The following is a 24,904-nucleotide window of genomic DNA, read 5'->3' as shown; positions in this document are numbered from 1 at the left end:
GCCCCCCTCCCCGGACGGGGGGAGGGGGGCTTCACCGGCGGCGTGGCCGCGGAGATCAGACGTTGACGCCGAAGTCCTGGGCGATGCCGGTCAGGCCGGAGGCGTACCCCTGGCCGACCGCGCGGAACTTCCACTCGGCGCCGCTGCGGTAGAGCTCGCCGAAGACCATGGCGGTCTCGGTCGCCGCGTCCTCGGAGAGGTCGTAGCGGGCGATCTCGGCGCCGCCGGCCTGGTTCACGACGCGGATGTACGCGTTGCGGACCTGGCCGAAGTTCTGGCTGCGGGTCTCGGCATCGTAGATGGAGACCGGGAAGACGATCTTGTCGACATCGGCCGGCAGGCCGGCGAGGTTGACGTTGATGGCCTCGTCGTCGCCCGAACCCTCACCGGTGCGGTTGTCGCCGGTGTGGACGATGGTCTGGTCCGGGGTGGACTTGTTGTTGAAGAAAACGAAGTGACCGTCGGAGACGACCTTGCCCGTCGGGTTGACGGCGATGGCGGAGGCGTCCAGGTCGAAGTCGACACCGGTCGTCGTACGGACGTCCCAGCCGAGGCCGACCGTGACGGCACTGAGGCCGGGGGCCTCCTTGGTGAGCGAGACGTTGCCGCCCTTGGACAGGCTTACTGCCATTTTGACTGGTGTCCCTTCGTCGTCACATGACCGCGAGATGTGGCCAAGTTACCGCTGACCTTCATAACGCGGGGAGGGGGTCCGTAGGTTCCAGGGGCCCTCCGCCGGCGAAAAATGGGTGACGGGGCCGGGCCGGGGCGGGATCATTGGGGGCATGCCTGGTCCCTATGTCATTCGTGGTTCGGTCGTGTTGCCCGAGGGCGAGCTCGGCTGGCGGTTCTCGCGTTCCTCCGGGCCGGGTGGTCAGCACGTGAACACCTCGGACTCACGGGTGGAACTCCTCTTCGACGTGGCCGCGACCAAGGCGCTGCCGGACGTGTGGAAGGAACGGGCGCTGGAGCGGCTCGCCTCGCGGCTGGTGGACGGGGTGGTGACGGTACGGGCGTCCGAGCACCGCTCGCAGTTCCGGAACCGGGAGATGGCGCTCGTACGGATGACCGCGCTGCTGGCGGAGGCGACGGCGCCGCCGCCGAAGGCCCGGCGGGCCACGAAGATCCCCCGGGGGATCAACGAGCGGCGGCTGCGGGAGAAGAAGGCCCGGGGCGAGACGAAGCGCGGGCGGACCGCACGGGACTGGTGACGGCCGTCGGGGCCCGCCCCGGAACCCCCGGGCACCCCGGACCCTGAACGCGCGCCGCAGACCCGAACCCCACCCCGGCCCCCGAATCCCGGACCCCGGCCCCGAGGGGCCGGACCTCGGGTCAGCCCGACAGGTGGCGGTAGCGGCCGCGGAAGTGGGTCAGCGGCGGCGCGTCCGGGTTCGGCAAGGTGGTCGTGAGGACGCGGGCGAGGACCAGGGTGTGATCACCGGCCTCGACGCGTGACTCGGTACGGCACTCCAGCGTGGCCAGCGCGCCGGTGAGCAGCAGGGCTCCCGAGACGGCGCCGCGGACCTGGGGCAGGCCCTCGAACAGCAGACGGTCGCTGATCCGGCCCTTCATCGCGAACCTGCCCGCCACCTGGAGCTGGCTGTCCGCCAGGATCGACGCCCCCCACAGCGGCTGCTCGGCCAACAGGTCGTCCATGCGGGAGCCCTCGCGCAGGCTCACCAGGACCATCGGGGGGTCGAGGGAGACGGACATGAAGGCGGTCGCCGTCATGCCGACGTCCTCGCCGCGCGGGCCGTCCGCCGTCAGGGCGGGTTCGTGTGCGGTAATCAGGCACACGCCCGCCGTGAGCCGGGACATGGCCGCGCGGAACTCGTCGTTGCTCACCCCCTCAGGATGCGGGGTCGGGAACGGGGCGGGAGGTACGGGAGTCGTGTTCGGCACGCCTGGAACGCTAGTCTCACCGTCTCGTCGCACACATCGGGCGCAAGTCCGAGACGCGCCCCACCCCTTGGCCTAGGCCATCACATCTCGTTTGCTCTCGGAAATGTGGGGGAGCGCTCCCAGTGGACGTGCGGTCCGAGGGGTGTCGGGAAGGTCCCGTTATTCATCTCATGTGACTTGAGTCACAGAGGGCAAGATTTGTTGACCCTGTGTACCTGCCGCACAGCTCACTGTGATTCAGTGGACGGGACACCGCAACGAAACGCCGATGACAAACCTGGAGTTGCTGTCGAGGTCTCGGGGAGAGCGAGCAATGGAGACCGAGTCGGAGCCGTACGTCCGTCTTGCGACCCTGCGGCAGCTGCATCGGGTGGTGGCCGAGCTCAATACGGCCCGGAGCCTCGCGGACACCCTGCAGACCGTCGTGGACGGCATCGTCGTGGGCCTTGGCTACGAACTCGCCTGTGTCAACCTCGTACGCCCTGACGGGGATCTCGTCGTCGCCGCTTTCGCGGGCGACCCCGCCGCCGAGGCGCTGATCACGGGTCGTGTCGGTTCCCGACCCGCCTGGGATCGCCGGCTGACGATGGGCGAGAACTGGGACGGCCTCCGCTTCATCCCGCACACCGAGGGCTGGGTCCTGATGGAGGACGACGTCCCCCAGTGGCACACCGACGGCCCCGACCCGCGCTTCGAGGACGAGTGGCACCCCGAGGACCGGCTCTACGCCCCCATGTATGCGTCGGGCGGGGAACTTCTGGGTGTCATTTCGGTGGACAGACCGCGCAACGGGCGGCGCCCGGGCGCGTGGGGCCGCGAGGCGCTCCAGATGTACGCCTTCCAGGCGGCGATTGCGATCAGCAACGCCCGCCTGCGCGCGAACATGCAACGGGCCCTCGTCCGGCTCGAAAGGGAGCAGCAGGCGCTCCGCGCCAGTGAAGAGTCGTTCCGCCAGGCCTTCGAGTACGCGCCCAGCGGCATGGCCATCGCCGAGATGGGCGGCGACCAGCACGGTCGGCTGCTGCGCACCAACGACGCGCTGTGCCGGTTGCTGGGCCGGCCGGCGTCCGTGCTGCGCCGGTACTCCTTCTCCGACCTCGTGCACCCCGAGGACATCGGCACCCTGCTGCGGACCTCCGCCGAGGGCGGCCGGGCCGAGCTGAGGCTGGGCCGGCGCGACGGTACGTATGTATGGGTGTCGCTGCGCAACTCCGTGGTCGCCGACGCCGCCGACGGGCCCCGCTTCCTGCTCACGCACGTCGAGGACATCGAGGAGCGCAAGCGACACGAGCTCCAGCTCGCGCACCGGGCCAGCCACGATTCGCTGACCGGCCTGCCGAACAGTGCCGAGCTGCGTTCCCGTCTGGGGGCGCGGCTCTGTCGCAGGCCCCAGTCCGTGCGCGCCACGGCCGTGGAGGCGCTGGACGCGGCCTTCGAGGGGCGGCCCGAGGGGGGTGGTGCCGTCGAGCACGGCTTTCAACCCGACGTCCCGCACGGATTCGCGGCGCCCGACCCGTTCGAGTTCCCGGGCGCCGCGGTGGGCGGGGCGACGGCCGCCGGTGAGGCGGGGCCGTACGACCACCACGTGCACGCGGTGGCGCCCGACCCGGAGATCGACGACGGGACGAAGGGCCTGGCCGTCCTCTTCTGTGACCTCGACGGGTTCAAGTCGATCAACGACCGGTTCGGGCACCACACGGGTGACGCGGTCCTGATCGAGGTCGCCCGGCGGCTGACGACGGGCGTCAGGGACGGTGACACGGTCGCTCGGCTGGGTGGTGACGAGTTCGTCGTCCTCGCGGACGGACTGGGTGCGGCCGACGCCGCCGACCTGGCCGTCCGGCTGCGCAACGCGATCATCCCGCCGATCAGGGTGGACGGCCGGGCGGTCCGCGTCGGAGCGAGTTTCGGCATCGGATGGGCCGGGTGCGGGATGTCCGCGGACGAGGTGCTGCGCTCCGCCGACCAGCGGATGTACATCGAGAAGCGATCCCGTTCCAAGGCGCACCGCAGGGCCGGCTGAGCCGATCGGGCGCCCGTGGGTGCACGTGTTCGGGGTAGGCTCCCGTGGGTCGAAAGGAGTGACCTGCGATGACGACGCCCGCGAACAACGGCCCGAACAGTGGGGCGAACAAGCCCGAGGACGATGATCCGTTCGGCTACCTCTACGCGGACGGCCAGGCCGCCGGAGCCACCCCGCCCACGTCGGGCGGTGGGTACGGCTACCCCGGCCCGACGGGCGGGGGCCAGCCCGGAGCGCAGCCCGGTGTCCCCCGGACCTCGTACAACCAGGTGCGTACGGTCGGCGAGCGGACGTCCCGCGGCCAGCGCGGTCCCGTCCCGTACCAGCAGGGCCACCAGCAGTCCCCGCAGTCCTACGAGGCCCAGTACCAGGCCCCCGAGGCCTTGCAGGCGGGCGGCTACGGCGTTCCGCCGCAGCACCAGTCCGCGCAGGGGCAGACCCAGGTGGTCACGGCCCCGGGCGGGCACGGCGGGCACGGCGGCGGCGGTGGCGGCTCCAACCGTCGCGGGCTGCTGATCGCGGCGGTCGCCGTGGTCGGCGCGGTCGTGATCGGCATCGGTGCGGCGCTCGTCTTCGGCGACGACGGCAAGGACAAGGACGACAAGGGCCAGGCGGCCGGTCAGTCCCCGCAGCCGGTGCCCTCGAAGAAGTCGACGGAGCCCGAGCCGAGCGGCTCCCCGGAGGCCTCGCAGCCGCCGCTGCCGAACGGTGACGCCGCGGGCGCCGGCATGTTCCTGTCGGGCGGCGCGCAGTTGCAGAGCGCCGTGCCCGGCTCGAAGAGCACCGGCGGCCAGTACGTGGGTGAGTTCAACCACCAGGGCGCCGCGCTGACCTGGACGGTCGACCTGCCGGAGGACGGCAAGTACACGCTCTTCGTGAACTACGGGGTGCCCGGCAAGGACGCGAAGGCGACCCTGACGGTCAACGGGCAGAGCCCCAACCAGAGCCTGAACCTGGCGAACTTCGCCAAGGCCCCCGAGGGTGCCTGGGACAAGGGGTGGACGACCACCTTCGCCTGGATAAACCTGAAGAAGGGCACGAACACGATGAAGATCTCGTGTGAGGCCGGGGACAAGTGCGAGACGATCTTCGACCAGCTCAACCTGGGCCGGGGACACGTCAGGCGCTGACCGCGCGCGGTACACACGACGCGACGGGCCGAGCGCGACGGGCCGAACGAACGGGCGGGGCGCACCACGCGAGTGGTGCGCCCCGCCCGTTCGTCTCTCCGGCCGTCCACCGGCCGGTTCGTCTTCCGTCCCCGCGTCAGGTGCTGCGTCCGACGCGGGCGTTGCGGGGGCGCGCGCCCCGGTGGGTGTCCGGCGGGCCGGCCGGACGGCTGGCGACCGTGACGGCGACGGCGTCGCGGAACTCCTCGTACGTGCGGGCGTCGAACTCGCCCGCCGCAGGAGCGTGGACGGTGGCCGCCGAGAGGGCGACGGCGCGGATCAGCCGCTCCGGCCAGTCCAGCCCCTCCGCCAGGCCCGACAACAGGCCCGCGACCGCGGAGTCGCCGGCCCCGGTGGGGTTGCCGCTGAGCACGCGGGGCGGGGTGGCCCGCCAGGTGCCGTCGGCGGTCGCGGCGAGGAGTCCGCCCGGGCCGAGGGAGGTGACCACGGCGTGGGCGCCGCGCCGGCGGGCGTCGCGGGTGGCGGGCAGCGGGTCGCGGGAGCCGGTGAGTTCGGCGAGTTCGGCCGCGTTCGGCTTGATCATCTCGGGGCGGGCGGCGATGCCCCGGCGCAGGGCCTCGCCGCCGGTGTCGAGCAGGACGGGGACCCCGGCGGCGCGGGCGGTCCGTATGAGCAGCGCGTAGGCGCCCACCGGCACGCCGGGCGGCAGGCTGCCGCACAGGGCGACCGCCCGGGCGCCGACGAGGAGTTCTCCGTAGCGGGACAGGAACCCGGCCCACTCGGCGGGGGTGATGTGCGGGCCCGGTTCGTTGAACTGCGTGGTGTCGCCCGAGGCTTCGTCGACGACGGCCAGGGTGCGGCGGGTGCCGCCGGCGCAGGGGACCAGGGCGTCCACCACGCCGGGCGAGTCCGCGAGGAGATCGCGCAGGACCGTGCCCACCGGGCCGCCCGCGAAGCCGGTGGCGGTGACCTCGTGGCCGAGGGCCGCGAGGACGCGGGCCACGTTGAGGCCCTTGCCGCCGGGGCGTTCGCAGGCGCCGGTGACCCGGTGCGAGGTGTGCGGGTGCAGTCGCGGCACCCGGTAGGTGACGTCGAGTGCGGTGTTGAGCGTCACGGTGAGGATCATGGCAGGCCCCGGTCTCGGTGGATGCCGGGATCATGCCAAACGGAAGGCGGCCCGCCCAGTCCTGCCGGCCGACCGCCTCGTCCGCGCCGCCGATCGGGCGCTCAGGAAAGCGGGCTGACGACCCATTCGCCGCGCCGCATGACTCCCTTGACCTCGAACTCCGCGTCCAGGACGACCAGGTCGGCGTACTTGCCGGCCTCCAGCGAGCCGACCTCGTCGTATAGGCCGAGGAGCTTGGCCGGGTTCGCGGAGATCGCCTGGACGACGGACTCGACGGGGAGCTGGTCCACGGTCACCGACCGCTTGAACGCGGTGTCCAGGGTCAGGGTGGAACCGGCGATGGAGCCGCCTTCGACGAGGCGGGCCACGCCCTCCTTGACCTCGACCTCCAGCGGCCCGAGGTGGTAGGTGCCGTCGCCGAACCCGGCCGCGTCCATGGCGTCGGTGATCAGCGCGACGCGGTGCGCGCCCGCGTGGTGGAAGGCCAGTTCCAGCATCGCGGGGTGCAGGTGCGTGCCGTCGTTGATCAGCTCGACGGTGACCCGCTCGTCCTCCAGCAGCGCCGCGATGGGGCCGGGGGAGCGGTGCTCCAGGCCGGGCATGGCGTTGTAGAGGTGGGTGGCCACGGTCGCGCCCGCGTCGATGGCCTGGCGGGTCTGCTCGTACGTGGAGTCGGTGTGCCCGATCGCCGCGATGACCCCGTGCTCGGCCAGCAGCCGTACGGAGTCCAGCCCGCCCGGCAGCTCGGTGGCCAGGGTGAACATCCGGGCGGCGCCGTGCGAGGCGTCGATCAGCTTGCGGACCTCGGCCGGGTCGGGGTCGCGGAGCAGGTCCTCCTTGTGCGCGCCCTTGCGGCAGGGGTTGATGAACGGCCCCTCGAAGTGGATGCCCGCGATCTCGCCCTGCTGCGTCAGTTCGGCGAGCAGGCCCGCGCGCCGGGCCAGCTCGTCGAGGTCCCCGGTGACCGTGGAGGCGATCACCGTGGTGGTGCCGTGCTCGCGGTGGGTGCGTACGCCCTGGAGGACCTCTTCGGCGGTGCCGGAGGTGAAGGAGGCGCCGCCCCCGCCGTGGTTGTGCATGTCCACGAAGCCCGGGACGATCCAGTGTCCGGTCAGGTCCACGACGCGGGAGTCCTCGCGGGCGCTGCCCGCGACGCGCTCGCCGTCGACGATGACGCGGCCGCCCGTCACGATCCCGGTGGGCAGCACCACCTTGGCGCCGGAGAGAACAGTGCTGTGCGCGCTTCCGGACATCAGGCAGGTACCTCCGTGGCGAGTAGGTCCCAGGCGAGCAGCCCTGCGCCCAGGCATCCGGCGGTGTCCCCGAGGGCCGCCGGAACGATCTCGGGCAGCCGCTGGAACGTCACGCGCTCCTCCACGGCCGTCCGAAGTGGTGTGAACAAGGTTTCCCCCGCCTCGGCGAGCCCGCCACCGATGATCAGCGTGCGGGGGTCCAGCAGGGTGATCGCCGTGACCAGGCCGTCGGCGAGGGCGCCGATGGCGGTCTGCCACACCGCCCGGGCGCGTTCGTCGCCGGAGGCGACGGCCTTGGCGCAGTCGGCCGCGTCGGCTTCGGGGTCGCCGGAGGCGGCGGCCCAGGCGCGGCTGACGGCGGAGGCGGAGGCGAGGGTCTCCAGGCAGCCGCGTTGGCCGCAGCCGCAGGCGGGTCCGCCGGGTCGGACCACGATGTGGCCGATCTCGCCGGCGTAGCCGTGCGCACCGGCCTCGATGCGGCCGGCGATGCCGATGGCGCCGGCGATGCCGGTGCCGAGGGGGACGAAGAGGAACCGGTCCGCGCCCCTGCCCGCGCCGATGCGGCCCTCCGCGAGCCCGCCCGTGCGCACGTCGTGGCCGAGGGCCACGGGGATGCCGCCGAGGCGTCTGCCGAGCAGTGCGCGCAGGGGTACGTCGCGCCAGCCCAGGTTCGCCGCGTAGACGGCGATCCCGTTCTCGGCGTCGACGATGCCGGGCACGGCCACGCCGGCGGCCGAGGCGGCCGTGGAGTAGCGGGCGCGGCCCAGGTCGAGGAGTTCGCAGGCGAAGTCCAGGATCGTCTCGACGACGGCTTCGGGGCCCCGCTCGCGGCCGGTGGCGCGGCGCGCCTCGTGCAGCAGGGTGCCGTCCTCGGCGACGAGGGCGGCCTTCATCCCGGTGCCGCCCACATCGAGGGCGATGACGTGTTTCACGGGTTTCACAGAGACAGTCTCGCGCGCTGAGGAGGCAAAGGTCTAGTCCAATGGGGAGGATTGTTGAGCGGCCATACAAAATCGGGACCCGTGTCCGGGCAACAGTCCGGACACGGTCCGGGCGCGGGGCGCTCCAGGATGTGGACGCGTCGCCAAAGTGGTGTAGACCTTACGTCGAATCGTACGTACAACAAGGGGTGGATCGAGAACTGTGAAGGGCCGTTACCTGAGCCTGGCCGCGACCGGGGCCGCGCTGTGCCTGACCACGACGCTGACCGGCTGCGGAACCGTGTCGGCGCTCACCGGGGACAACGAGGTCACCCTCCGGGTCGTGGCGGCCGACTACGGCGACAATCCGCAGAACTCCTCGACCGGCTACTGGAAGGGCCTCGCCGAGAAGTTCCAGAAGGACCACCCGGGCGTCAAGGTCGAGGTCAGCGTCTACTCCTGGACCGAGGTCGACGCGAAGGTCGCCGAAATGGTCAAGGCGAACAAGGCACCCGACATCGCCCAGATCGGCGTCTACGCCGACTACGCCGAGGCGGGCAAGCTCTACACCGCCGACGAACTGCTCTCCGTGCAGACCGAGGCCGACTTCCTCGCCCCGCTCGCCGACGCCGGCAAGCACAAGCGCACCCAGTACGGCCTGCCCTTCGTGGCCAGCACCCGACTGCTCTTCTACAACGAGAAGATGCTCACGGACGCGGGCGTGCTGGCGAAGGACGCCAAGGGCGGCTGGCAGCCGAAGAGCTGGGCGGAGCTGGAGGCGGCCGCCAAGAAGCTCAAGGGCAACGGCGTCCCCACCCCCTTCGCGCTGCCGCTCGGCCGCGAGGAGGCCCAGGCCGAGACGATGAACTGGCTCCTCGCGGGCGGTGGCGGCTACACCGACAACGAGGAGAACTACTCGATCGACTCCGCGGAGAACGTCAAGACGCTGGAGTTCCTGCGCGACAAGATGGTCGGCCAGGGCCTGACCGGCTCCGTGGAGCCGGGCAAGTACGACCGTCAGGGCGCCTTCGACGCCTTCACCCGCGGCGAGGTCGGCATGCTCAACGGCCACCCCACGCTGATCAAGCAGGCCACCGCGAAGGGCCTCAAGTTCGGCATGGTGCCCATGCCCACGGTCGACGGCACCGAGCACTCCGCGATGGGCGTCGCGGACTGGGTGATGGCCTTCAAGAACGGCCACAAGAAGGAGTCCGGGCAGTTCCTCGACTTCCTGTACCAGGCCGACAACGTGACCTCCTTCACCAACCAGTACGGCCTGCTGCCCGTCACCACCAGCGGCTTCCGGGCCATGCAGAACGCCACCGACGGCTCGGCCCCGCAGCTGAAGACCTTCCTGGCGGCCCTGCCCACCTCGAAGCTGTACCCGGTCGGCAAGAAGTCCTGGGCGGGCGTCAGCGAGGACGTCAAGAAGAACATCGGCTCGACGGTCAAGCCCGGCGGACAGCCCGAGAAGGTCCTGGGCGAGATCGCCCTGTCCGCGCGGAAGGCGGACGGGGACCAGTGACGCCCGCACCGACACCGCCCCGGGGTCCCCGGGGCGGTGTCGGTGGGCGGCGTTAATCTGGCCGTATGACGGACGACGGGCGGTTGACGGCCACCGAGGCCGCCGTGCTCGCGTACGAGGGACGTACCTGGTCGGGGCCCGGCGCCAAGGAGCGGGCCATTCGCGAAGGACTGGGCATGCCCCCCGTCCGGTACTACCAGCTGCTCAACGCCCTGATGGACGATCCCCGGGCACTGGAGCACGCCCCCGGCACGGTCAACCGACTCCGCAGGATCCGCGAAGCGCAGCGGGCCCGGCGATAGCCGTCCCACGACCGGACCGTTAGGGTCGTGCCCATGGGGAGCCACCCGCACGATCTGCCGATGCCCGTGCCCGCCACAGCCGCCGGACGCGAGGGACTCGAAGCCCTGCTCCGCGCACCGCGCCGGTCCGTCGTCGCCCTCGACTTCGACGGCACCCTCGCCGACATCGTTCCCGACCCCGACCAGGCCCGCGCCCACCCGGACGCCGTTCCGGCACTGGCCGCGCTCGCCCCCGAGGTGGCCGCCGTGGCCGTCGTCACCGGCCGACCGGCCGGGGTCGCCGTCCGCTACGGCGGCTTCGCCGGCGTCCCGGGACTGGAGCACCTGGTGGTGCTCGGGCACTACGGGGCCGAGCGGTGGGACGCCGTCACCGGCATCGTGCACGCGCCCGCCGAACACCCCGGGGTGGCGGCCGTACGCGCCGAACTCCCGGGCTTCCTGGAGTCCATCGGGGCCTGGCGCGGCACCTGGATCGAGGAGAAGGGCCAGGCGCTGGCCGTCCACACCCGCAGGGCCGCCGACCCGGAAGCGGCCTTCGCCGCGCTCCGCGAGCCCCTCGCCGACCTCGCGGCCCGACACGGGCTGATGGTCGAGCCGGGACGGGCCGTGCTGGAGCTGCGACCGCCCGGCATGGACAAGGGCGTCGCCCTGACCGAATACCTCGCGGAGGTGGGCGCCGAGGCGGTGCTGTACGCCGGGGACGACCTCGGGGACCTCGCCGCCTACGCCGCCGTCGAGAAGCGCCGGGCCGACGGACTGCCCGGGCTGCTCGTCGCCAGCGGCTCCGAGGTGCCCGAACTCGCCTCCCGCGCCGACCTCGTCCTCCCCGGCCCCGGACAGGTCGCCGCCCTCCTGGCGGCGCTGGCCGCGGCCCTGCGCGCCTGACGACCCTGACGACCCCGGCGACCGGCGGGAACCCCCGCCGGCCGCCGCCCGCTCACACGTCCCGCAGGGTGTCCAACTGGGCGCGGAACCAGCGGGCCGGAGGCAGGGCCGTCGCGGCGGCGGCCAGCCGCTTGGTGCGCTCCGTCCGCTCCGACCTCGGCATCGTCAGCGCCAGGTGCAGCGCCTGCGCCGTCTGCGTCACGTCGAACGGATTCACCGTCAACGCGTCGTCGCCCAACTCGCCGAACGCCCCCGCACCCGTGGACAGGACCAGGGCGACGCCCCGCTCCGAGACCACCGGGATCTCCTTCGCCACCAGGTTCATGCCGTCCCGCACCGGGTTGACCAGCGCCACGTCCGCCAGCCGGTAGGCCGCCAGGGAACGCGCGAAGTCGTCCTCCACCGACACCAGCACCGGCGTCCAGTCCTCCGTGCCGAACTCCGCGTTGATCTCCGCGGCGAGCACCGCGACCGCCTCCGTGTACGACCGGTACACCGCGAGGTCCTGCCGCGAGGGGTACGCCGACGCCAGGTGCACCACCTTGCCCACCCACTCGGGGCGGGTGGCGAGCAGCTCCCGGTAGGCCAGCAGGCCGCGCAGGATGTTCTTCGACAGCTCCGTGCGGTCCACCCGCACGATCGTCTTGAGGTCGCCGACCTCCGCGCGCAGCGCCGCCAGCTTCGCGTCCACCTCCGGGCGGTGGGCCAGCGCCCGCAGCTCCTCGCCGTCCACGCCCAGCCCGAAGACCGCCACCTCGGTGCCGCGCTGCGGCCAGATCGAGTACCGGCGGTGCTCGACCCTCGTGCCGTGCACCCGTGCCAGGCCCCACGCGTCGTCGAGCTCCATGGACCCCAGGAACGCCGCCGCCCACTCCTGGGTGTGGAAGCCGAGCAGGTCCGCGCCGAGCATGCCCCAGGACAGCTCCTCGACCACGTACTGCGGGAGGATCCGCAGGGAGTCCGGCGAGGCCCACGGGGTGTGCGTGAAGTGGGCGATCCGCAGGTCCGGCCGCAGGACCCGCAGCATGCCCGGCACCAGCGCCAGGTGGTAGTCCTGCACCAGCACCGACGCGCCCTCGCCGGCCTCCTCGGCGAGCGCCTCCGCGAAGGCCCGGTTGTAGGCGCCGTACGACTCCCAGAGCCGCCGGAACTCGGCGTCGAAGGCCGGCTCGCGCGGGATGTCGTACAGGTGGTGGTGGGTGAACCAGAGCACCGAGTTCGCGATGCCGTTGTACGCGTCGTCGTAGACCGCCGGATCGATGTCCAGCATCCGGACCCCGGGCTCGGACACACCCCGACGCACCGCCTCCCGGTCCGCGTCCGACAGCGCCGCGCAGATCCACAGCGTCTCCGGCTGCTCCGCGAGGGCGGCGGAGAGCCCGGAGACCAGACCGCCCCCGCCGCGCCGGGTGTCGAGGGTGCCGTCTTCGGCGAGGGAGTACGAGAGCGGGCCGCGATTCGCGGCGACGAGTACCTGAGAAGCCATGCGCCGAACCTAGCCCGGCCGGAACCCGCTCAAACGTCCGGTTCGTCACGCCACCCGGCGGCCCGCGTACTCCTTGACCTCGATCATCGGCGGCCGTTCCTCGGTGTCGACGGCGTACGTCCGCGGCACGAAGCCGTCCGGGCCCCGCTCGAACTGCGTCAGCTCCGGCCGTACGAGGTGCCCGCGCGACAGACGCAGTTGCGCCGTCCGGTAGATCGCCGCGGCCATCCGGCCGAGCGCCTGACCGTCCTGGTGCCGGTGCACCCGGACGCCGACGTCCACCTGGGCCAGCGCGTCCAGCCCGACCGTGTGCAGCGCGTCCACCAGCAGCCCCAGCTCGACGCCGTAGCCGACGGGGAACGGCAGCCGCTCCAGCAGCGACCGGCGCACCGCGTACTCGCCGCCCAGCGGCTGGACGAACCCCGCCAACCGCGGCCAGTGCAGGTTGAGCAGCGGGCGGGCCACCAGCTCCGTCACCCGGCCGCCCTGCCCGGGCGCGTCCCCCAGCGGGCGGTCGTACATCGCCTTCACGAACTGCACCTCGGGGTCGGTCAGCAGCGGACCGACGATCCCCGACACGAAGGAGGCCGAGAAGTCGCGCAGGTCGGCGTCCACGAAGCAGACGACGTCGCCGGTCGTGGCCAGCAGGGAGCGCCACAGCACCTCGCCCTTGCCGGGCAGGGCCGGCAACCGCGGCAGGATCTCGTCGCGGTGCACCACGCGGGCGCCGGCCTTCGCGGCCACCTCGGCCGTCCGGTCCCGGGAGCCCGAGTCGACGACCACCAGCTCGTCCACCAGTGGCGTCGCCGGCCCCTCGATCAGCTCGCGGCGGATCACCTCGACGATCTCGCCGACCGTGGCCTCCTCGTCGAGCGCGGGCAGCACCACACTGACCGTGGTGCCCGCCGCCCGTTTGCGGTCGAGCAGCTGGTCGAGCGGTCGATCGGCAGCGGACCAGGAGCGGTCGGCCAGCCAGCGCTCCACCTCTTCCAGCACTTTCGGCACTCCCTGATGGGTCGGACGATCGTCGGCGGTTTCGGGCGAAATGTGATCCATCTCGCCGTTCGGACGGCTGTCTCAACCGCCCGGGGCTTCGGTTACAGTCTTGAACAACGCGATGGACCACCGCATGCCGGGGGTCCGCGTGCACAAACGCCCGGGCTCGCCATGGAGTGCGTCACCCGGTGCCATACCGCTCATCCAGAGGGGCAGAGGGACACGGCCCGTTGAAGCCCCGGCAACCCTCCAGTCGGTCTCGCGATCCCGCACGTCAGCGGCGTCAGCGAGGTCCCCGGCTAGGGAAGGTGCCAATTCCGTCTCATGGCGAAGTGCGCCATGGGGAAGATGAGGAGAAAGGGCCTCGCCATCATGGCTGCACAGACTGTCGCCACCTCTGCCGAAACCGTCGATCTCGGTCCCGCCACCGGCCTTTCCTGCCGCGAGTGCGCCACCCGCTTCGAACTCGGCCCGATCTTCGCCTGCGCCGAGTGTTTCGGACCGCTCGAAGTCGCCTACGACCTGCCGACCGGTGACCCCGAGGCGCTGCGCGCCGCGATCGAGGCCGGCCCGAACAACATCTGGCGCTACGCGCCGCTGCTGCCCGTCCCCGCGGACGTGGCCTCCAAGCCGAGCCTGAACCCCGGCTTCACCAAGCTCGTGGACGCCGAGAACCTGGCCAAGGAGCTGGGCGTCACCGGCAAGCTCTACGTCAAGGACGACTCCGGCAACCCGACGCACTCCTTCAAGGACCGCGTCGTCGCCATCGCCGTCGAGGCCGCCCGCGCCTTCGGCTTCACCACCCTCTCCTGCTCCTCCACGGGCAACCTGGCCGGCGCCGTCGGCGCCGCGGCCGCCCGCGCCGGCTTCCGGTCCTGCGTGTTCATCCCGCACGACCTGGAGCAGGGCAAGGTCGTGATGGCCGCTGTCTACGGTGGCGACCTGGTCGGCATCGAGGGCAACTACGACGACGTCAACCGCTTCTGCTCCGAGCTCATCGGCGACCCGCTGGGCGAGGGCTGGGGCTTCGTCAACGTCAACCTGCGCCCGTACTACGGCGAGGGCTCCAAGACCCTCGCGTACGAGATCTGCGAGCAGCTCGGCTGGCGGCTGCCCGACCAGATCGTCATCCCGATCGCGTCCGGCTCCCAGCTGACGAAGATCGACAAGGGCCTCCAGGAGCTGATCAGGCTCGGCCTCGTCGAGGACAGGCCGTACAAGATCTTCGGCGCCCAGGCCGAGGGCTGCTCGCCCGTCTCGACCGCCTTCAAGGCCGGTCACGAGGTGGTCCGCCCGCAGAAGCCGAACACCATCGCCAAGTCGCTGGCCATCGGCAACCCGGCGGACGGCCCGTACGTCCTGGACATCGCCCGCCGTACCGGCGGCTACGTCGAGGACGTCAACGACGAGCAGGTCGTCGAGGCCATCAAGATCCTCGCGCAGACCGAGGGCATCTTCGCCGAGACCGCGGGCGGCGTGACCGTCGGCGTGACGAAGAAGCTCATCGAGAACGGGCAGCTCGACCCCTCGCTGACCACGGTCATCCTGAACACGGGTGACGGTCTCAAGACCCTGGAGGCGGTGGCCGCGGACAGCGGGCAGACCGCCACCATCCGCCCGAGCCTGGACGCGTTCCGCGCCGCCGGCCTGGCCTGACCCTCCCCCCGTACTCCGGAAAGGCAGTAGCGCCATGAGCGTCAACGTCCGCATCCCCACCATCCTGCGCACCTACACCGGCGGTCAGGCCGAGGTGTCCGCCGAGGGCGCGACCCTCTCCGAGGTCATCGAGTCCCTGGAGAAGAGCCACCCGGGCATCGCCGCCCGCGTCCTGGACGACCAGGGCAAGCTGCGTCGCTTCGTGAACGTCTACGTCAACGACGACGACGTGCGCTTCGAGGGCGGGCTGCAGACGGCGACGCCCGACGGCGCCGGCATCTCGATCATTCCGGCGGTCGCGGGCGGCTGCTGACCCGTCCCGGACTTCCACGACGGACTTCCGCGGGGACTTCCGCAGGCACTTCCCCCGAGGGCCGTCCGTCGACGAAGAGCAAACAGAATTGCCCCTTCCGCTGATAAGCGGAGGGGGCAATTCTGGTTGATTGGGCGCGGTAGAGTTGGGGAAGTCCCCTCCGCCGAACTTGCCCGCCGCATATGAGCGGGCCGCCGGATGGTTGACATTGAGTCAACATGCAAGCGCCGTATGGGGCTTTGGTGCCGAATGTCAGGCCCGAGTTGCCCGGCCATATGCCAAATTTTCACTCTATTTCAATGTTTCCTCGTGTCCTGAATTCTCGTCGGAATGACCTGTTGCACACAGCACTGGTGCGGATACATTCAGCCGCGGTCGAGGCGTTCCGGCGCAAGTTCTGACCCGGGTCCGCGAAGTGCGGTCCTGCGCAAGGGCCAGTAATAGGGGAGTTAGGCATGGCTCAGGGCACCGTCAAGTGGTTCAACGCGGAGAAGGGCTACGGCTTCATCGCGGTCGACGGTGGTGCGGATGTGTTCGTCCACTACAGCGCCATCCAGATGGACGGGTACCGCACCCTTGAAGAGGGTCAGCGGGTCGAGTTCGAGATCTCGCAGGGCCAGAAGGGTCCGCAGGCGGACATGGTCAAGCTCGCACTCGGCTAGTCCCGGCGCGATCGACCACCGACGTACAGACAACGAGGGGCCCACATCCTGGACAAGGGATGTGGGCCCCTCGTGCGTGACCCCGTCCGACCGGCGCGTTCGCGGGGTGTTGACCGAAGCCGCTTGCACTCGCGGGGGTCGAGTGCTAATCATTGGCGTTAGCACTCTCCTGGTGAGAGTGCTACTCAACGAGGACCGGGCCGGTGAGGCTCGCAGGGTCCGGCGGGAAGGAACCGCCGGGCTCGCTGGCCGTCCGTCGCGGGCGCGGGCGCGGTCCGGAGCAATCCACCCCTGTCCGGGAGGACCACTTCAGATGGCCAAGATCATTGCGTTCAACGAGGAGGCCCGGCGCGGTCTCGAGCGTGGGATGAACCAGCTCGCCGACGCCGTCAAGGTCACCCTTGGCCCCAAGGGTCGCAACGTCGTCCTTGAGAAGAAGTGGGGCGCCCCCACGATCACCAACGATGGTGTCTCCATCGCCAAGGAGATCGAGCTCGAGGACCCGTACGAGAAGATCGGCGCCGAGCTGGTCAAGGAAGTCGCCAAGAAGACGGACGACGTCGCCGGCGACGGTACGACCACCGCCACCGTGCTCGCCCAGGCTCTCGTACGCGAGGGTCTGCGCAACGTGGCCGCCGGCGCCAACCCGATGGCCCTCAAGCGTGGCATCGAGAAGGCCGTCGAGGCCGTCTCCGCCGCCCTGCTCTCGCAGGCCAAGGACGTCGAGACCAAGGAGCAGATCGCTTCCACGGCCTCCATCTCCGCCGCCGACACCCAGATCGGCGAGCTCATCGCCGAGGCGATGGACAAGGTCGGCAAGGAAGGCGTCATCACCGTCGAGGAGTCGCAGACCTTCGGTCTGGAGCTCGAGCTCACCGAGGGCATGCGCTTCGACAAGGGCTACATCTCGGCGTACTTCGCCACCGACATGGAGCGCATGGAGTCGTCCCTCGACGACCCGTACATCCTGATCGTCAACTCCAAGATCGGCTCGGTCAAGGACCTGCTGCCGCTCCTGGAGAAGGTCATGCAGTCCGGCAAGCCGCTGCTGATCATCGCCGAGGACGTCGAGGGCGAGGCCCTGTCGACCCTGGTCGTCAACAAGATCCGCGGCACCTTCAAGTCCGTCGCCGTCAAGGCGCCGGGCTTCGGTGACCGTCGCAAGGCCATGCTCGGTGACATCGCCATCCTCACGGGCGGCACGGTCATCTCCGAGGAGGTCGGCCTCAAGCTGGAGAACGCCGGTCTCGACCTGCTGGGCCGCGCCCGCAAGGTCGTCATCACCAAGGACGAGACCACCATCGTCGACGGTGCCGGTGACAGCGACCAGGTCCAGGGTCGCGTCAACCAGATCCGCGCCGAGATCGAGAACTCCGACTCGGACTACGACCGCGAGAAGCTCCAGGAGCGCCTCGCGAAGCTGGCCGGCGGCGTGGCCGTCATCAAGGCCGGCGCCGCGACCGAGGTCGAGCTCAAGGAGCGCAAGCACCGCATCGAGGACGCCGTTCGCAACGCGAAGGCCGCCGTCGAAGAGGGCATCGTCGCCGGTGGTGGCGTGGCCCTCCTCCAGGCCTCCGCGGTCTTCGAGAAGCTGGAGCTCACGGGTGACGAGGCGACCGGCGCCAACGCCGTGCGCCTGGCCCTGGAGGCCCCGCTGAAGCAGATCGCCGTCAACGGTGGTCTCGAAGGCGGCGTCGTCGTCGAGAAGGTGCGCAACCTGCCCATCGGTCACGGCCTGAACGCCGCGACCGGCGAGTACGTCGACATGATCGCCGAGGGCATCATCGACCCGGCGAAGGTCACGCGCTCCGCGCTGCAGAACGCCGCGTCGATCGCCGCGCTGTTCCTGACGACCGAGGCCGTCATCGCCGACAAGCCCGAGAAGGCCGGTGCCCCCGCGGGCGGCGGCATGCCGGGCGGTGACATGGACTTCTGATCCGCCTCAGGCTGATCGGCAGTTCCGTTCGCGTTCCGAAGGCGGCACCCCTGCGGGGGTGCCGCCTTCGGGCGTTCCGCGAGACGGACGCGGGGGCGCCGGGAGCGCCGCGGGTGGTTGACTGGACGGATGACTGACGTGTTCATCAAGATCTGTGGGCTGCGGACCGCGCGGGACGTCGACACCGCCGTCGAGGCCGGGGCCGACGCGATCGGGTTCGTCTTCGCGCCCGGCAGCCCGCGTACGGTCGACGCCGCCGGCGCGCGCGAGCTCGCCGCCCGGGTGCCGGCCGGGGTCCTCACGGTCGGGGTGTTCCGCGGGCAGTCGGTGGAGGAGGTCCGGCGGCTGACGCGGGAGAGCGGGGTGCGCTCCGTACAGCTGCACGGCGACGAGGGGCCCGAGTACTACGAGGAACTGCGCGCGCAGGGCCGGACGCTGATCCGGGCGACGGCCGCCGCCGTCGCCGCCGCGGGGGAGTACGGCGAGGACCTGCTGCTGATCGACGCCCCGGACCCGGGCTCGGGCAAGCCGTGGAACTGGGCCTCGGCGGAGTTCACCGCGCCCGAGGGCCGCTGGCTCCTGGCGGGCGGGCTCACCCCGGGCACCGTGCGCGAGGCGCTGCGGACGACCGGGGCGTGGGGCGTGGACGTGTCCAGCGGGGTGGAACGGGAGCGCGGGGTCAAGTCCCCTGAGCTGATCCGCGCGTTCATCGAGGCCGCGCGGGGCTGATCCGAGGCGGCGCACCCCGGCGCAGAGTGTAGCCGAATGAAGTCGTGCGATTACTCTCGGCAAGATTTATGTGTGCGGGTGCAGGTCGGATGGGCATGCCACAGGCATGGACACGGACATGTTCGGATGGTTGCGGCGCCTGACCCGCCGCCTCGCCCCGGGGGACGGTGGCGGTGGCGCCGCGGTGTACTCGCCGCGCCGCGCCCCCGCCTTCACCGCCGACTTCGCCTCGCCCACCCAGTGGATCGCCGGCCGCTCCTGGGCCTATCCCAACGGCGGCCCGGTCAATCCGGGCGACAACAAGCTCGACCACCTCGTCTCCGACCCCTCCTACAGTCGCGGCGGCGTCTTCCGGGCCACGCGACGCCCCGACGGCAACTGGGACGCCGGGCTGCTCACCACGGAGGGCAGCGACGACGGCTTCATGGTGCGCACCGGCGACGTGCTGGAGGCGCGGGTGAAGCTGCCGGCGGAGCGCGGTGCCTGGCCCGCCATCTGGACCTGGCGCGACGGCGGCCAGGAGATCGACGTCTTCGAGTACCACCCCGACAACCCCGACCTGCTGGAGCTGTCCAACCACGTCCGGGACGCGCACCGCTACCACCGCGACCCGTCGGTGCGGCCCGGCGCGTGGCTCGACCTGAAGGTCGAGTTCGGGCGCAACTCGGTGGTCTGGTGGGTCAACGGGGCCCGCGTCTTCAGCGACGGACGGGGCGTGGGCCGCTCCTGGCGCGCGTACCTCATCGTCAACCTGTCGGTGTGCGCGGGCCGGTACCACCCGGCGCCCGACCCCGGGGCCAGGGAGATGTCGTACGAGGTGTCGCAACTGCGGGTGTATCGGGGGTAGCCCCGCCCGGTGTCGGTCGGGGGTCGGGGGAGACCCCCTGACGGCAGGGCTTCGGCTCAGGCGTCCGTGCGCAGGCGGGCGTGCAGGTGCTCGTCGTGCCAGCCGTCCGCGTGGAGGAGGGCGCCCCGCATGGTGCCCTCCAGGGGGAAGCCGGCCCCGGTCGCGACGCGGCACGAGGCCGGGTTGGCCACGGAGTGGGTGATGCGCACGCGGTGCAGGCCGAGTTCCTCGAAGGCCCATCGGCCGACGCGTTCCGTCGCCGGGACCATGGCCCCCTTGCCGCGGCCCTCGGGCAGCAGCCAGTACAGGATTTCACCGCTTCCGCCCGCCAGGTCGAGGTCCCCGATGCCGATCAGGCCGACCGCCGGGGCGTCCTCGGGGGCGACGGCCCAGATCGCGGCCTGTTCGTTCCGCCAACGGGACCGGAACACGGCGACCTTCGCGACGGCTTCCGCTTCCGTCAGGGGGACGGTTCGGTTCCAGTGGACGATGTCCGGGTCCAGGCCGGCGGCGGTCAGGGCGGGCGCGTCCGACGGTTCCCAGGGGCGCAGGCGCAGCCCACCGGGAAGCTCGAACGAGGGCTGCGTCAGGGCGCGCAGCCGGCCGGGCGGGACCACGGGGGGTATCGATTCGATCATCGGTCCATGATGCCGCCCGGGCGGGACCGCCCGTCGGGTGGTGGTGCGGCCGGGGTCAGTGGGTGGGCGCGGGGACGGGTGTCGGGGCGTCCTGCGGGGCGGGCGCCGGTTCGGTGCCGGGTTCCGGGGAGGTGTTCAGCTCGGTCAGCATCTGCCGGGTGAAGCCGAAGAAGTACGTCGCGACGAAGCCCACCAGGTAGCCCACGGCCAGTCCGCCGGCGTAGATCGCGATGGTCGCGCCCATCCCGGCCGTGCCGTCGAGCAGCGGGAACAGGGCCCAGCCGGACGGGCCGATCGCGGTGGAACCGAACGACGAGCCCAGCTGGTTGAAGAGGCCCACGAAGGCCCCGCCGGCCGCACCGCCCACGCAGGCGGTGACGAAGGGGCGGCCCAGCGGCAGCGAGACACCGTAGATCAGCGGCTCGCCGACGCCCAGGAAGCCGGCCGGGAGCGCCGACTTGATGGTCGTGCGGATCGACCGGTTGTGCGGGAGCCGGTAGTAGACCGCGATGGCCGCGCCGACCTGGCCCGCGCCCGCCATGGCGAGGATGGGCAGCAGGACGGTGTGTCCGGACTGCTGGATGAGGGTGGTGTGGATCGGGATCAGGGCCTGGTGCAGGCCCAGCATCACCAGCGGCAGGAAGAGCCCGCCGAGGACGAGGCCGGCGAAGGCGCCGCCGGTGGCGAGCAGCCAGTTGGCGAAGGAGCCGATCGCGGTGGAGACCTCGCCGGCGAGGAACATCAGGCCGAAGAGGGTGACCAGGCCGGCGACCAGCACCGTGAGCGTCGGGGTGACCAGGACGTCCAGCGCCTCCGGCACCCACTTGCGGCACCACTTCTCCACTTGGACGGCGAGCAGGGCCGCCGCGAGCGCCCCGAGCACACCGCCCTGGCCGGGGGAGAGCTGCTGGCCGAACGCGTCGATCTTCGCGACGCCCGGGAAGACGATGATCGCGGCGACCGCGCCGCCGAGGATCGCGGTGCCGCCGAACTCCTTCGCGGTGTTGTAGCCGACGAACACCGCGATCAACGACATGAACCCGGACGCGATGGCCGCCAGGGCCGGGACGATGGTGGGCAGCCATCCCGCGTTCGTCAGCACGCCGTTCAGGCCGGCGATGATGCCGCAGCCGATCAGCGCGGGGATCAGTGGGACGAAGATGTTCGCGATCCGGCGCAGGAACAGCTTGAACGGCGTGGAGTTCCGCGCCGTGCGCGCGTCCTTCATCGCCGCGCCCTGGGCGGCCAGTTCGTCCGCCGTCACGGGGGCGGCCGGGGCGGCCGCCGAGCGGCCCTCCTCCACCAGCGCCTCGAACTCGGGCGTCACGCGGGCGACGGTGCCCGGGCCCAGGACGATCTGGTACGTGTCGTCCTCGACCACGCCCATCACACCGGGCACGGCCTTGAGCTCCTCGTCGCGGACCAGGGAACGGTCGCGCAGGCCGATGCGCAGTCGCGTCATGCAGTGCGCGATGGAGGTGATGTTGTCCGGGCCGCCGACCAGAGGAAGGATCGCGGCGGCCGTGGCGCGGTTCTTGTCAGTGGACATCGTGGTGTTCGCCTTGCTGCCGGGGGTCAGCGGGTCTGGGTGAGGGCGGCCCGGAGGTGGCCCTGGGAGGTGGTGAGGAGCGCGGCCGCGGTGGGGCCGTCGACCCCGCCGAGGATGACGAGGATGGCGTTCTTGACCTCGCCGTCGGTGGCGGTCAGCGCGGCCTCGATCTCCGTGTCGGACGCGCCGGTGGCGAGGGCGACGATGCGGCGGGAGCGGGCGCGCAGCTTCTCGTTCGAGGCGCGCACGTCGACCATGAGGTTCCCGTACGTCTTCCCGAGACGGATCATCGTCACGGTCGAGAGGAGGTTCAGTACGAGCTTCTGCGCGGTGCCCGCCTTGAGGCGGGTGGAGCCGGTGAGCAGCTCGGGTCCGACGACCACCTCGATGCCGTGCTCGGCGGCCGCGGCGAGCGCGGAGCCGGCGTTGCAGGACAGTCCGACGGTGAGCGCGCCGCGTGCGCGGGCGAACTCGACCGCGCCGACGGCGTACGGGGTGCGGCCGGAGGCGGAGATGCCGACGACGGTGTCGTCGGCGGTCAGCGCGAGGGCGGTCAGGTCCTCGGCGGCCAGTTCCTTGGAGTCCTCGGCGCCCTCGACGGCCTTGACCATCGCGGACGGGCCGCCCGCGATCAGGCCGATGACCTCGGACGGGTCCGTGTTGAAGGTGGGCGGGCACTCGCTGGCGTCCAGGACGCCCAGCCGGCCGGCGGTGCCGGCGCCCGCGTAGATCAGCCGGCCGCCGCGGGCCATCCGGGGGGCGATCCCGTCGACGGCCGCGGCGATCCGCTCCAACTGGCCGGCGACGGCGGCCGGGACGCCGGCGTCCTCGGCGTTCATCACGCGGGCGATCTCAAGGGTGGACAGCCGGTCGATCTCGGCCAGTTCGGGGCGGAAGGCCTCGGTGGTCAAGGTGTCGAGCTGGGCGCGGAGTTCGGCGTACGCGGTCATGGGCGGGGGCTCCTAGCGGGTGGTGCGCCTACTGGTGGGGGCGGTGGCGGAGTGTCGGGGCGCGAGCGCCTCGTAGGAGGCGGCCAGGGCGGGTGCGGCGGTCTCGTACGTCTGCTGGGCGACTCCGACGAACAGGCAGTCCACGACGAGCAGTTGGCTGGTGCGGCTGGACATGGCCGCCGGGCGCAGCCGGCTCTCGCGGGCGGCGGAGGTGGCGAGCACGTGGTCGGCGTAGTGCGCGACGGGCGCGCCGGGGCGGCCGGTGACGGCGATGGTGGTCGCGCCGCGTTCGAAGGCCCGGCGCAGCGGCTCGATCACGTCACCGGTGGTGCCGGAGTGGGTGACGGCGACGGCGACGTCGCCGGGGCGCAGCAGGACGGCGTTGGTCACGGCGAGGTGCGGGTCGGTGTGGGCGTGCGCGATGAGGCCGATGCGCAGCAGTTTCTGCGCGAGGTCCTGGCCGACGAGGGAGGACGCGCCGACGCCGTACACGTCGATGCGGCGGGCCGTCGCGAGCGCGGTGACGGCCGCGGCCAGCTGCCCGAGGTCCAGGCCGGCGGCGGTGTCGGCGAGGGTCTGCGCCTCCTCGTGCGCGAGCTTCGCGACGACGTCGGCGATCGGGTCGTCGACCGCTATGTCCACGGTGACGGCGGGGGCGGCGCCGGACTCCTGCTGCGCGGCGAGCGCGGCGAGGGCCAGGCGCAGGTCTCGGTAGCCGGGGTAGCCGAGGAGGCGGGCGGTGCGCACGACGGTGGCCTCGCTGGTGCCGGTGTGCGCGGCGAGGGCGGAGACGGTGAGCCTGGCGCAGCCGGCGGGGTCGGAGGCGACGGCCTCGGCGACGGCCTGCATGGAGCGGGTCATGTGCGGGCCGAGGCTGCGCACGCGGGCGCGGAGTGCGGCCGGGGCGGGTGCCTCGACGGGGAGGGCCGGGGCGGGTGCGCCGGCGGCCGCGCCGGTGCCGGTCGCCGTGCCGGCCCCGGCGCGACCCCCGGCGGTGGAAGTTTCTTTCACGTTCTCGCTCACGCCTGAAATCTATTTTCAGGCAGGGGTGCGGGTCAAGACGCCATGAGGCACCGGTTCCGCGGGACTTTCGCGCCGAGGACCGAGGACCGAGGACCGAGGACCGAGGACCGAGGGCCCTCGGTCCTCTTTGTCCGGGGGCCTTCGTTCCGGGACCGCCGCGGGTTCACAATGGGCGCATGGACCACGCGACCCCCCTGGAGCAGGCGCTGCACGCCGCCCGAGCCCTCGTACTGACCGATCTCGTCGCGGGCGACGTCGCCGAGGCCGATGTCGTCTCCCTCGTGGAGGACGCCGTCACGCACCGGCGCTGGTGGGTGGAGCAGTGGCCCGAGGGCGTCGACTTCCTCGCCGGGCTCGTCGCCCAGGACGTCCAGGACGCGCTGTTGGAGAAGTACGGCCGCTGGCCCCTGTGCCCCGTCTGCGCGCACGGTGAGCCGCACGCGCTGGACGTCGATCCGGAACTCGGCCCCGACCCGCACTGGGTGTGTTCCGAGGCGGGTGTCCGGGTGGCGGCCGTCGGCGGGCTCGCCCCCGTCTTCGGCCGGCGGTGAGCGGCCGGTGACGCTGTACATCGATCCGCCGACCTGGCCGGGGCACGGCCGGATGTGGTCGCACCTGGTCAGCGACGTCTCGTACGAGGAGCTCCACGCCTTCGCGGCGGCGATCGGCTGCCCGCCGAGGGCCTTCGAGCGGGACCACTACGACGTGCCCTCCCACCGGTACGCGGACGCGGTCGGGGCGGGCGCGGTGGAGATCGGCAGCAAGGAACTCGTCCGCCGGCTGACGTCGGCGGGCCTGCGCCGCCCGAAGGGACGCCCGGCGTAACGCGCCGGCGCCGCCGCGGGCCGGCCGGCGGAGCGGAAGTGGCCCGGAAGCAGGGGTGCGTTTCCGGACGGCCCGAAGGGACACCGAGGCCATCCCGGGGCATCGCGGGCGGGGTGGGGGCCCGCCGCTGACCTGCGCACGGATCCCTTGCGGGCCCCTGGGAACCCCGGGCGGACCGGCTGTCGGCGCGGCGTGTTACCGTCCGCCGATCAACCAATCTCTTGGGGG

25 protein-coding genes and 1 riboswitch are annotated in these 24,904 nt (G+C 71.9%); of the genes, 14 read left to right on the top strand and 11 right to left on the bottom strand.

Annotated elements, in window-relative coordinates:
* Positions 1–55: 55 nt before the first annotated feature.
* Positions 56–631 carry a TerD family protein gene (locus tag OG906_RS16040; RefSeq protein WP_267825476.1) on the bottom strand — a complete coding sequence of 192 codons (576 nt, stop codon included), beginning with the start codon at positions 629–631 and terminating at the stop codon, positions 56–58.
* Positions 632–785: 154 nt separating this feature from the next.
* Here OG906_RS16040 and arfB point away from each other — a divergent pair, with 154 nt between their 5' ends.
* Complete coding sequence (gene arfB / locus OG906_RS16035) at positions 786–1,211, top strand: alternative ribosome rescue aminoacyl-tRNA hydrolase ArfB (RefSeq protein ID WP_267799122.1); 426 nt, start codon at positions 786–788, stop codon at positions 1,209–1,211.
* Between the two features lie 121 nt (positions 1,212–1,332).
* Here the strand turns inward: arfB and OG906_RS16030 are convergent, their stop codons facing one another.
* Entirely contained in the window at positions 1,333–1,902 is a 570-nt protein-coding gene (locus OG906_RS16030; RefSeq protein ID WP_329443492.1) for a flavin reductase family protein, read from the bottom strand.
* Positions 1,903–2,215: 313 nt separating this feature from the next.
* Here OG906_RS16030 and cdgB point away from each other — a divergent pair, with 313 nt between their 5' ends.
* Positions 2,216–3,925, top strand: a complete 1,710-nt coding sequence (gene cdgB, locus OG906_RS16025; RefSeq protein WP_329443490.1) for a diguanylate cyclase CdgB — start codon at positions 2,216–2,218, stop codon at positions 3,923–3,925.
* Positions 3,926–3,993: 68 nt separating this feature from the next.
* Positions 3,994–5,055 carry a CBM35 domain-containing protein gene (locus OG906_RS16020; protein ID WP_329443488.1) on the top strand — a complete coding sequence of 354 codons (1,062 nt, stop codon included), beginning with the start codon at positions 3,994–3,996 and terminating at the stop codon, positions 5,053–5,055.
* Positions 5,056–5,191: 136 nt separating this feature from the next.
* Here the strand turns inward: OG906_RS16020 and OG906_RS16015 are convergent, their stop codons facing one another.
* The 3 genes from OG906_RS16015 to OG906_RS16005 form a co-directional block, all read right to left on the bottom strand.
* Entirely contained in the window at positions 5,192–6,181 is a 990-nt protein-coding gene (locus OG906_RS16015; RefSeq protein ID WP_329443486.1) for a 1-phosphofructokinase family hexose kinase, read from the bottom strand.
* A gap of 101 nt (positions 6,182–6,282) precedes the next feature.
* On the bottom strand, positions 6,283–7,434 hold the full coding sequence (nagA, locus tag OG906_RS16010) for an N-acetylglucosamine-6-phosphate deacetylase (protein ID WP_267799115.1): 1,152 nt from the start codon (positions 7,432–7,434) through the stop codon (positions 6,283–6,285).
* A complete protein-coding gene (locus OG906_RS16005; protein ID WP_329448036.1) occupies positions 7,434–8,366 on the bottom strand; it encodes an ROK family protein in 933 nt (310 codons plus the stop codon). The genes nagA and OG906_RS16005 overlap by 1 nt, the downstream gene beginning before the upstream one ends.
* Before the next feature lie 211 nt (positions 8,367–8,577).
* On the opposite strand from OG906_RS16005, the gene OG906_RS16000 reads away from it, so the two are divergent.
* The 3 genes from OG906_RS16000 to otsB all read left to right on the top strand — a co-directional run bounded on the left by OG906_RS16000 (position 8,578) and on the right by otsB (position 11,066).
* Positions 8,578–9,879 carry an extracellular solute-binding protein gene (locus OG906_RS16000; protein WP_329443482.1) on the top strand — a complete coding sequence of 434 codons (1,302 nt, stop codon included), beginning with the start codon at positions 8,578–8,580 and terminating at the stop codon, positions 9,877–9,879.
* A 65-nt stretch (positions 9,880–9,944) separates the two neighbouring features.
* Positions 9,945–10,181 (top strand): DUF3263 domain-containing protein, encoded by a 237-nt coding sequence (locus tag OG906_RS15995; RefSeq protein WP_053681130.1) that lies wholly within the window; start codon positions 9,945–9,947, stop codon positions 10,179–10,181.
* A 33-nt stretch (positions 10,182–10,214) separates the two neighbouring features.
* The gene (gene otsB / locus OG906_RS15990; RefSeq protein WP_329443480.1) at positions 10,215–11,066 is read left to right on the top strand and encodes a trehalose-phosphatase; all 852 of its coding nucleotides are present in this window, start codon (positions 10,215–10,217) and stop codon (positions 11,064–11,066) included.
* Between the two features lie 52 nt (positions 11,067–11,118).
* Here the strand turns inward: otsB and OG906_RS15985 are convergent, their stop codons facing one another.
* Positions 11,119–12,552 (bottom strand): alpha,alpha-trehalose-phosphate synthase (UDP-forming), encoded by a 1,434-nt coding sequence (locus OG906_RS15985; RefSeq protein ID WP_267799111.1) that lies wholly within the window; start codon positions 12,550–12,552, stop codon positions 11,119–11,121.
* Between the two features lie 45 nt (positions 12,553–12,597).
* The gene (locus OG906_RS15980) at positions 12,598–13,548 is read right to left on the bottom strand and encodes a glucosyl-3-phosphoglycerate synthase (protein ID WP_267825483.1); all 951 of its coding nucleotides are present in this window, start codon (positions 13,546–13,548) and stop codon (positions 12,598–12,600) included.
* A gap of 197 nt (positions 13,549–13,745) precedes the next feature.
* Positions 13,746–13,903: riboswitch (SAM riboswitch) on the top strand.
* A 17-nt stretch (positions 13,904–13,920) separates the two neighbouring features.
* On the opposite strand from OG906_RS15980, the gene thrC reads away from it, so the two are divergent.
* From thrC to OG906_RS15950, 6 genes are all read left to right on the top strand, one after another.
* Positions 13,921–15,204: a threonine synthase gene (gene thrC, locus OG906_RS15975; RefSeq protein ID WP_329443475.1), complete on the top strand. Its 1,284-nt coding sequence runs from the start codon at positions 13,921–13,923 to the stop codon at positions 15,202–15,204.
* Between the two features lie 34 nt (positions 15,205–15,238).
* Positions 15,239–15,517: a ubiquitin-like small modifier protein 1 gene (locus tag OG906_RS15970; protein ID WP_329443473.1), complete on the top strand. Its 279-nt coding sequence runs from the start codon at positions 15,239–15,241 to the stop codon at positions 15,515–15,517.
* A gap of 455 nt (positions 15,518–15,972) precedes the next feature.
* A complete protein-coding gene (locus tag OG906_RS15965; RefSeq protein ID WP_030009783.1) occupies positions 15,973–16,179 on the top strand; it encodes a cold-shock protein in 207 nt (68 codons plus the stop codon).
* 313 nt (positions 16,180–16,492) lie between these two features.
* Positions 16,493–18,115, top strand: coding sequence for a chaperonin GroEL (gene groL / locus OG906_RS15960; RefSeq protein ID WP_053681120.1), 1,623 nt, complete (start codon positions 16,493–16,495; stop codon positions 18,113–18,115).
* A gap of 129 nt (positions 18,116–18,244) precedes the next feature.
* Positions 18,245–18,844: a phosphoribosylanthranilate isomerase gene (locus tag OG906_RS15955; protein WP_267799107.1), complete on the top strand. Its 600-nt coding sequence runs from the start codon at positions 18,245–18,247 to the stop codon at positions 18,842–18,844.
* A 106-nt stretch (positions 18,845–18,950) separates the two neighbouring features.
* Entirely contained in the window at positions 18,951–19,691 is a 741-nt protein-coding gene (locus OG906_RS15950; protein ID WP_329443470.1) for a beta-glucanase, read from the top strand.
* Positions 19,692–19,747: 56 nt separating this feature from the next.
* Here OG906_RS15950 and OG906_RS15945 read toward each other — a convergent pair whose 3' ends face one another.
* Genes OG906_RS15945 through OG906_RS15930 form a run of 4 tightly spaced genes read right to left on the bottom strand, consistent with a single transcriptional unit; the run spans position 19,748 to position 23,851 of the window.
* The gene (locus tag OG906_RS15945; RefSeq protein ID WP_329443468.1) at positions 19,748–20,329 is read right to left on the bottom strand and encodes a GNAT family N-acetyltransferase; all 582 of its coding nucleotides are present in this window, start codon (positions 20,327–20,329) and stop codon (positions 19,748–19,750) included.
* Positions 20,330–20,384: 55 nt separating this feature from the next.
* Positions 20,385–21,878 carry a PTS transporter subunit EIIC gene (locus OG906_RS15940; RefSeq protein ID WP_329443465.1) on the bottom strand — a complete coding sequence of 498 codons (1,494 nt, stop codon included), beginning with the start codon at positions 21,876–21,878 and terminating at the stop codon, positions 20,385–20,387.
* 26 nt (positions 21,879–21,904) lie between these two features.
* The gene (gene murQ / locus OG906_RS15935) at positions 21,905–22,828 is read right to left on the bottom strand and encodes an N-acetylmuramic acid 6-phosphate etherase (protein ID WP_267799103.1); all 924 of its coding nucleotides are present in this window, start codon (positions 22,826–22,828) and stop codon (positions 21,905–21,907) included.
* 12 nt (positions 22,829–22,840) lie between these two features.
* Positions 22,841–23,851, bottom strand: coding sequence for a MurR/RpiR family transcriptional regulator (locus OG906_RS15930; RefSeq protein WP_443067384.1), 1,011 nt, complete (start codon positions 23,849–23,851; stop codon positions 22,841–22,843).
* Positions 23,852–24,027: 176 nt separating this feature from the next.
* Between OG906_RS15930 and OG906_RS15925 the strand changes: the two genes are divergently transcribed.
* Entirely contained in the window at positions 24,028–24,402 is a 375-nt protein-coding gene (locus OG906_RS15925; RefSeq protein ID WP_267799101.1) for a hypothetical protein, read from the top strand.
* A gap of 7 nt (positions 24,403–24,409) precedes the next feature.
* Positions 24,410–24,676: a DUF4031 domain-containing protein gene (locus tag OG906_RS15920; RefSeq protein ID WP_329443462.1), complete on the top strand. Its 267-nt coding sequence runs from the start codon at positions 24,410–24,412 to the stop codon at positions 24,674–24,676.
* The last annotated feature ends 228 nt before the right edge of the window (positions 24,677–24,904 follow it).

Origin of the sequence: Streptomyces sp. NBC_01426, from assembly GCF_036231985.1 — a bacterium.
In the GTDB taxonomy this organism is placed as follows: Bacteria; Actinomycetota; Actinomycetes; order Streptomycetales; family Streptomycetaceae; genus Streptomyces.
Note: the sequence above shows the minus strand (reverse complement) of the source record. Positions and strands in the feature narration are given on the sequence as shown.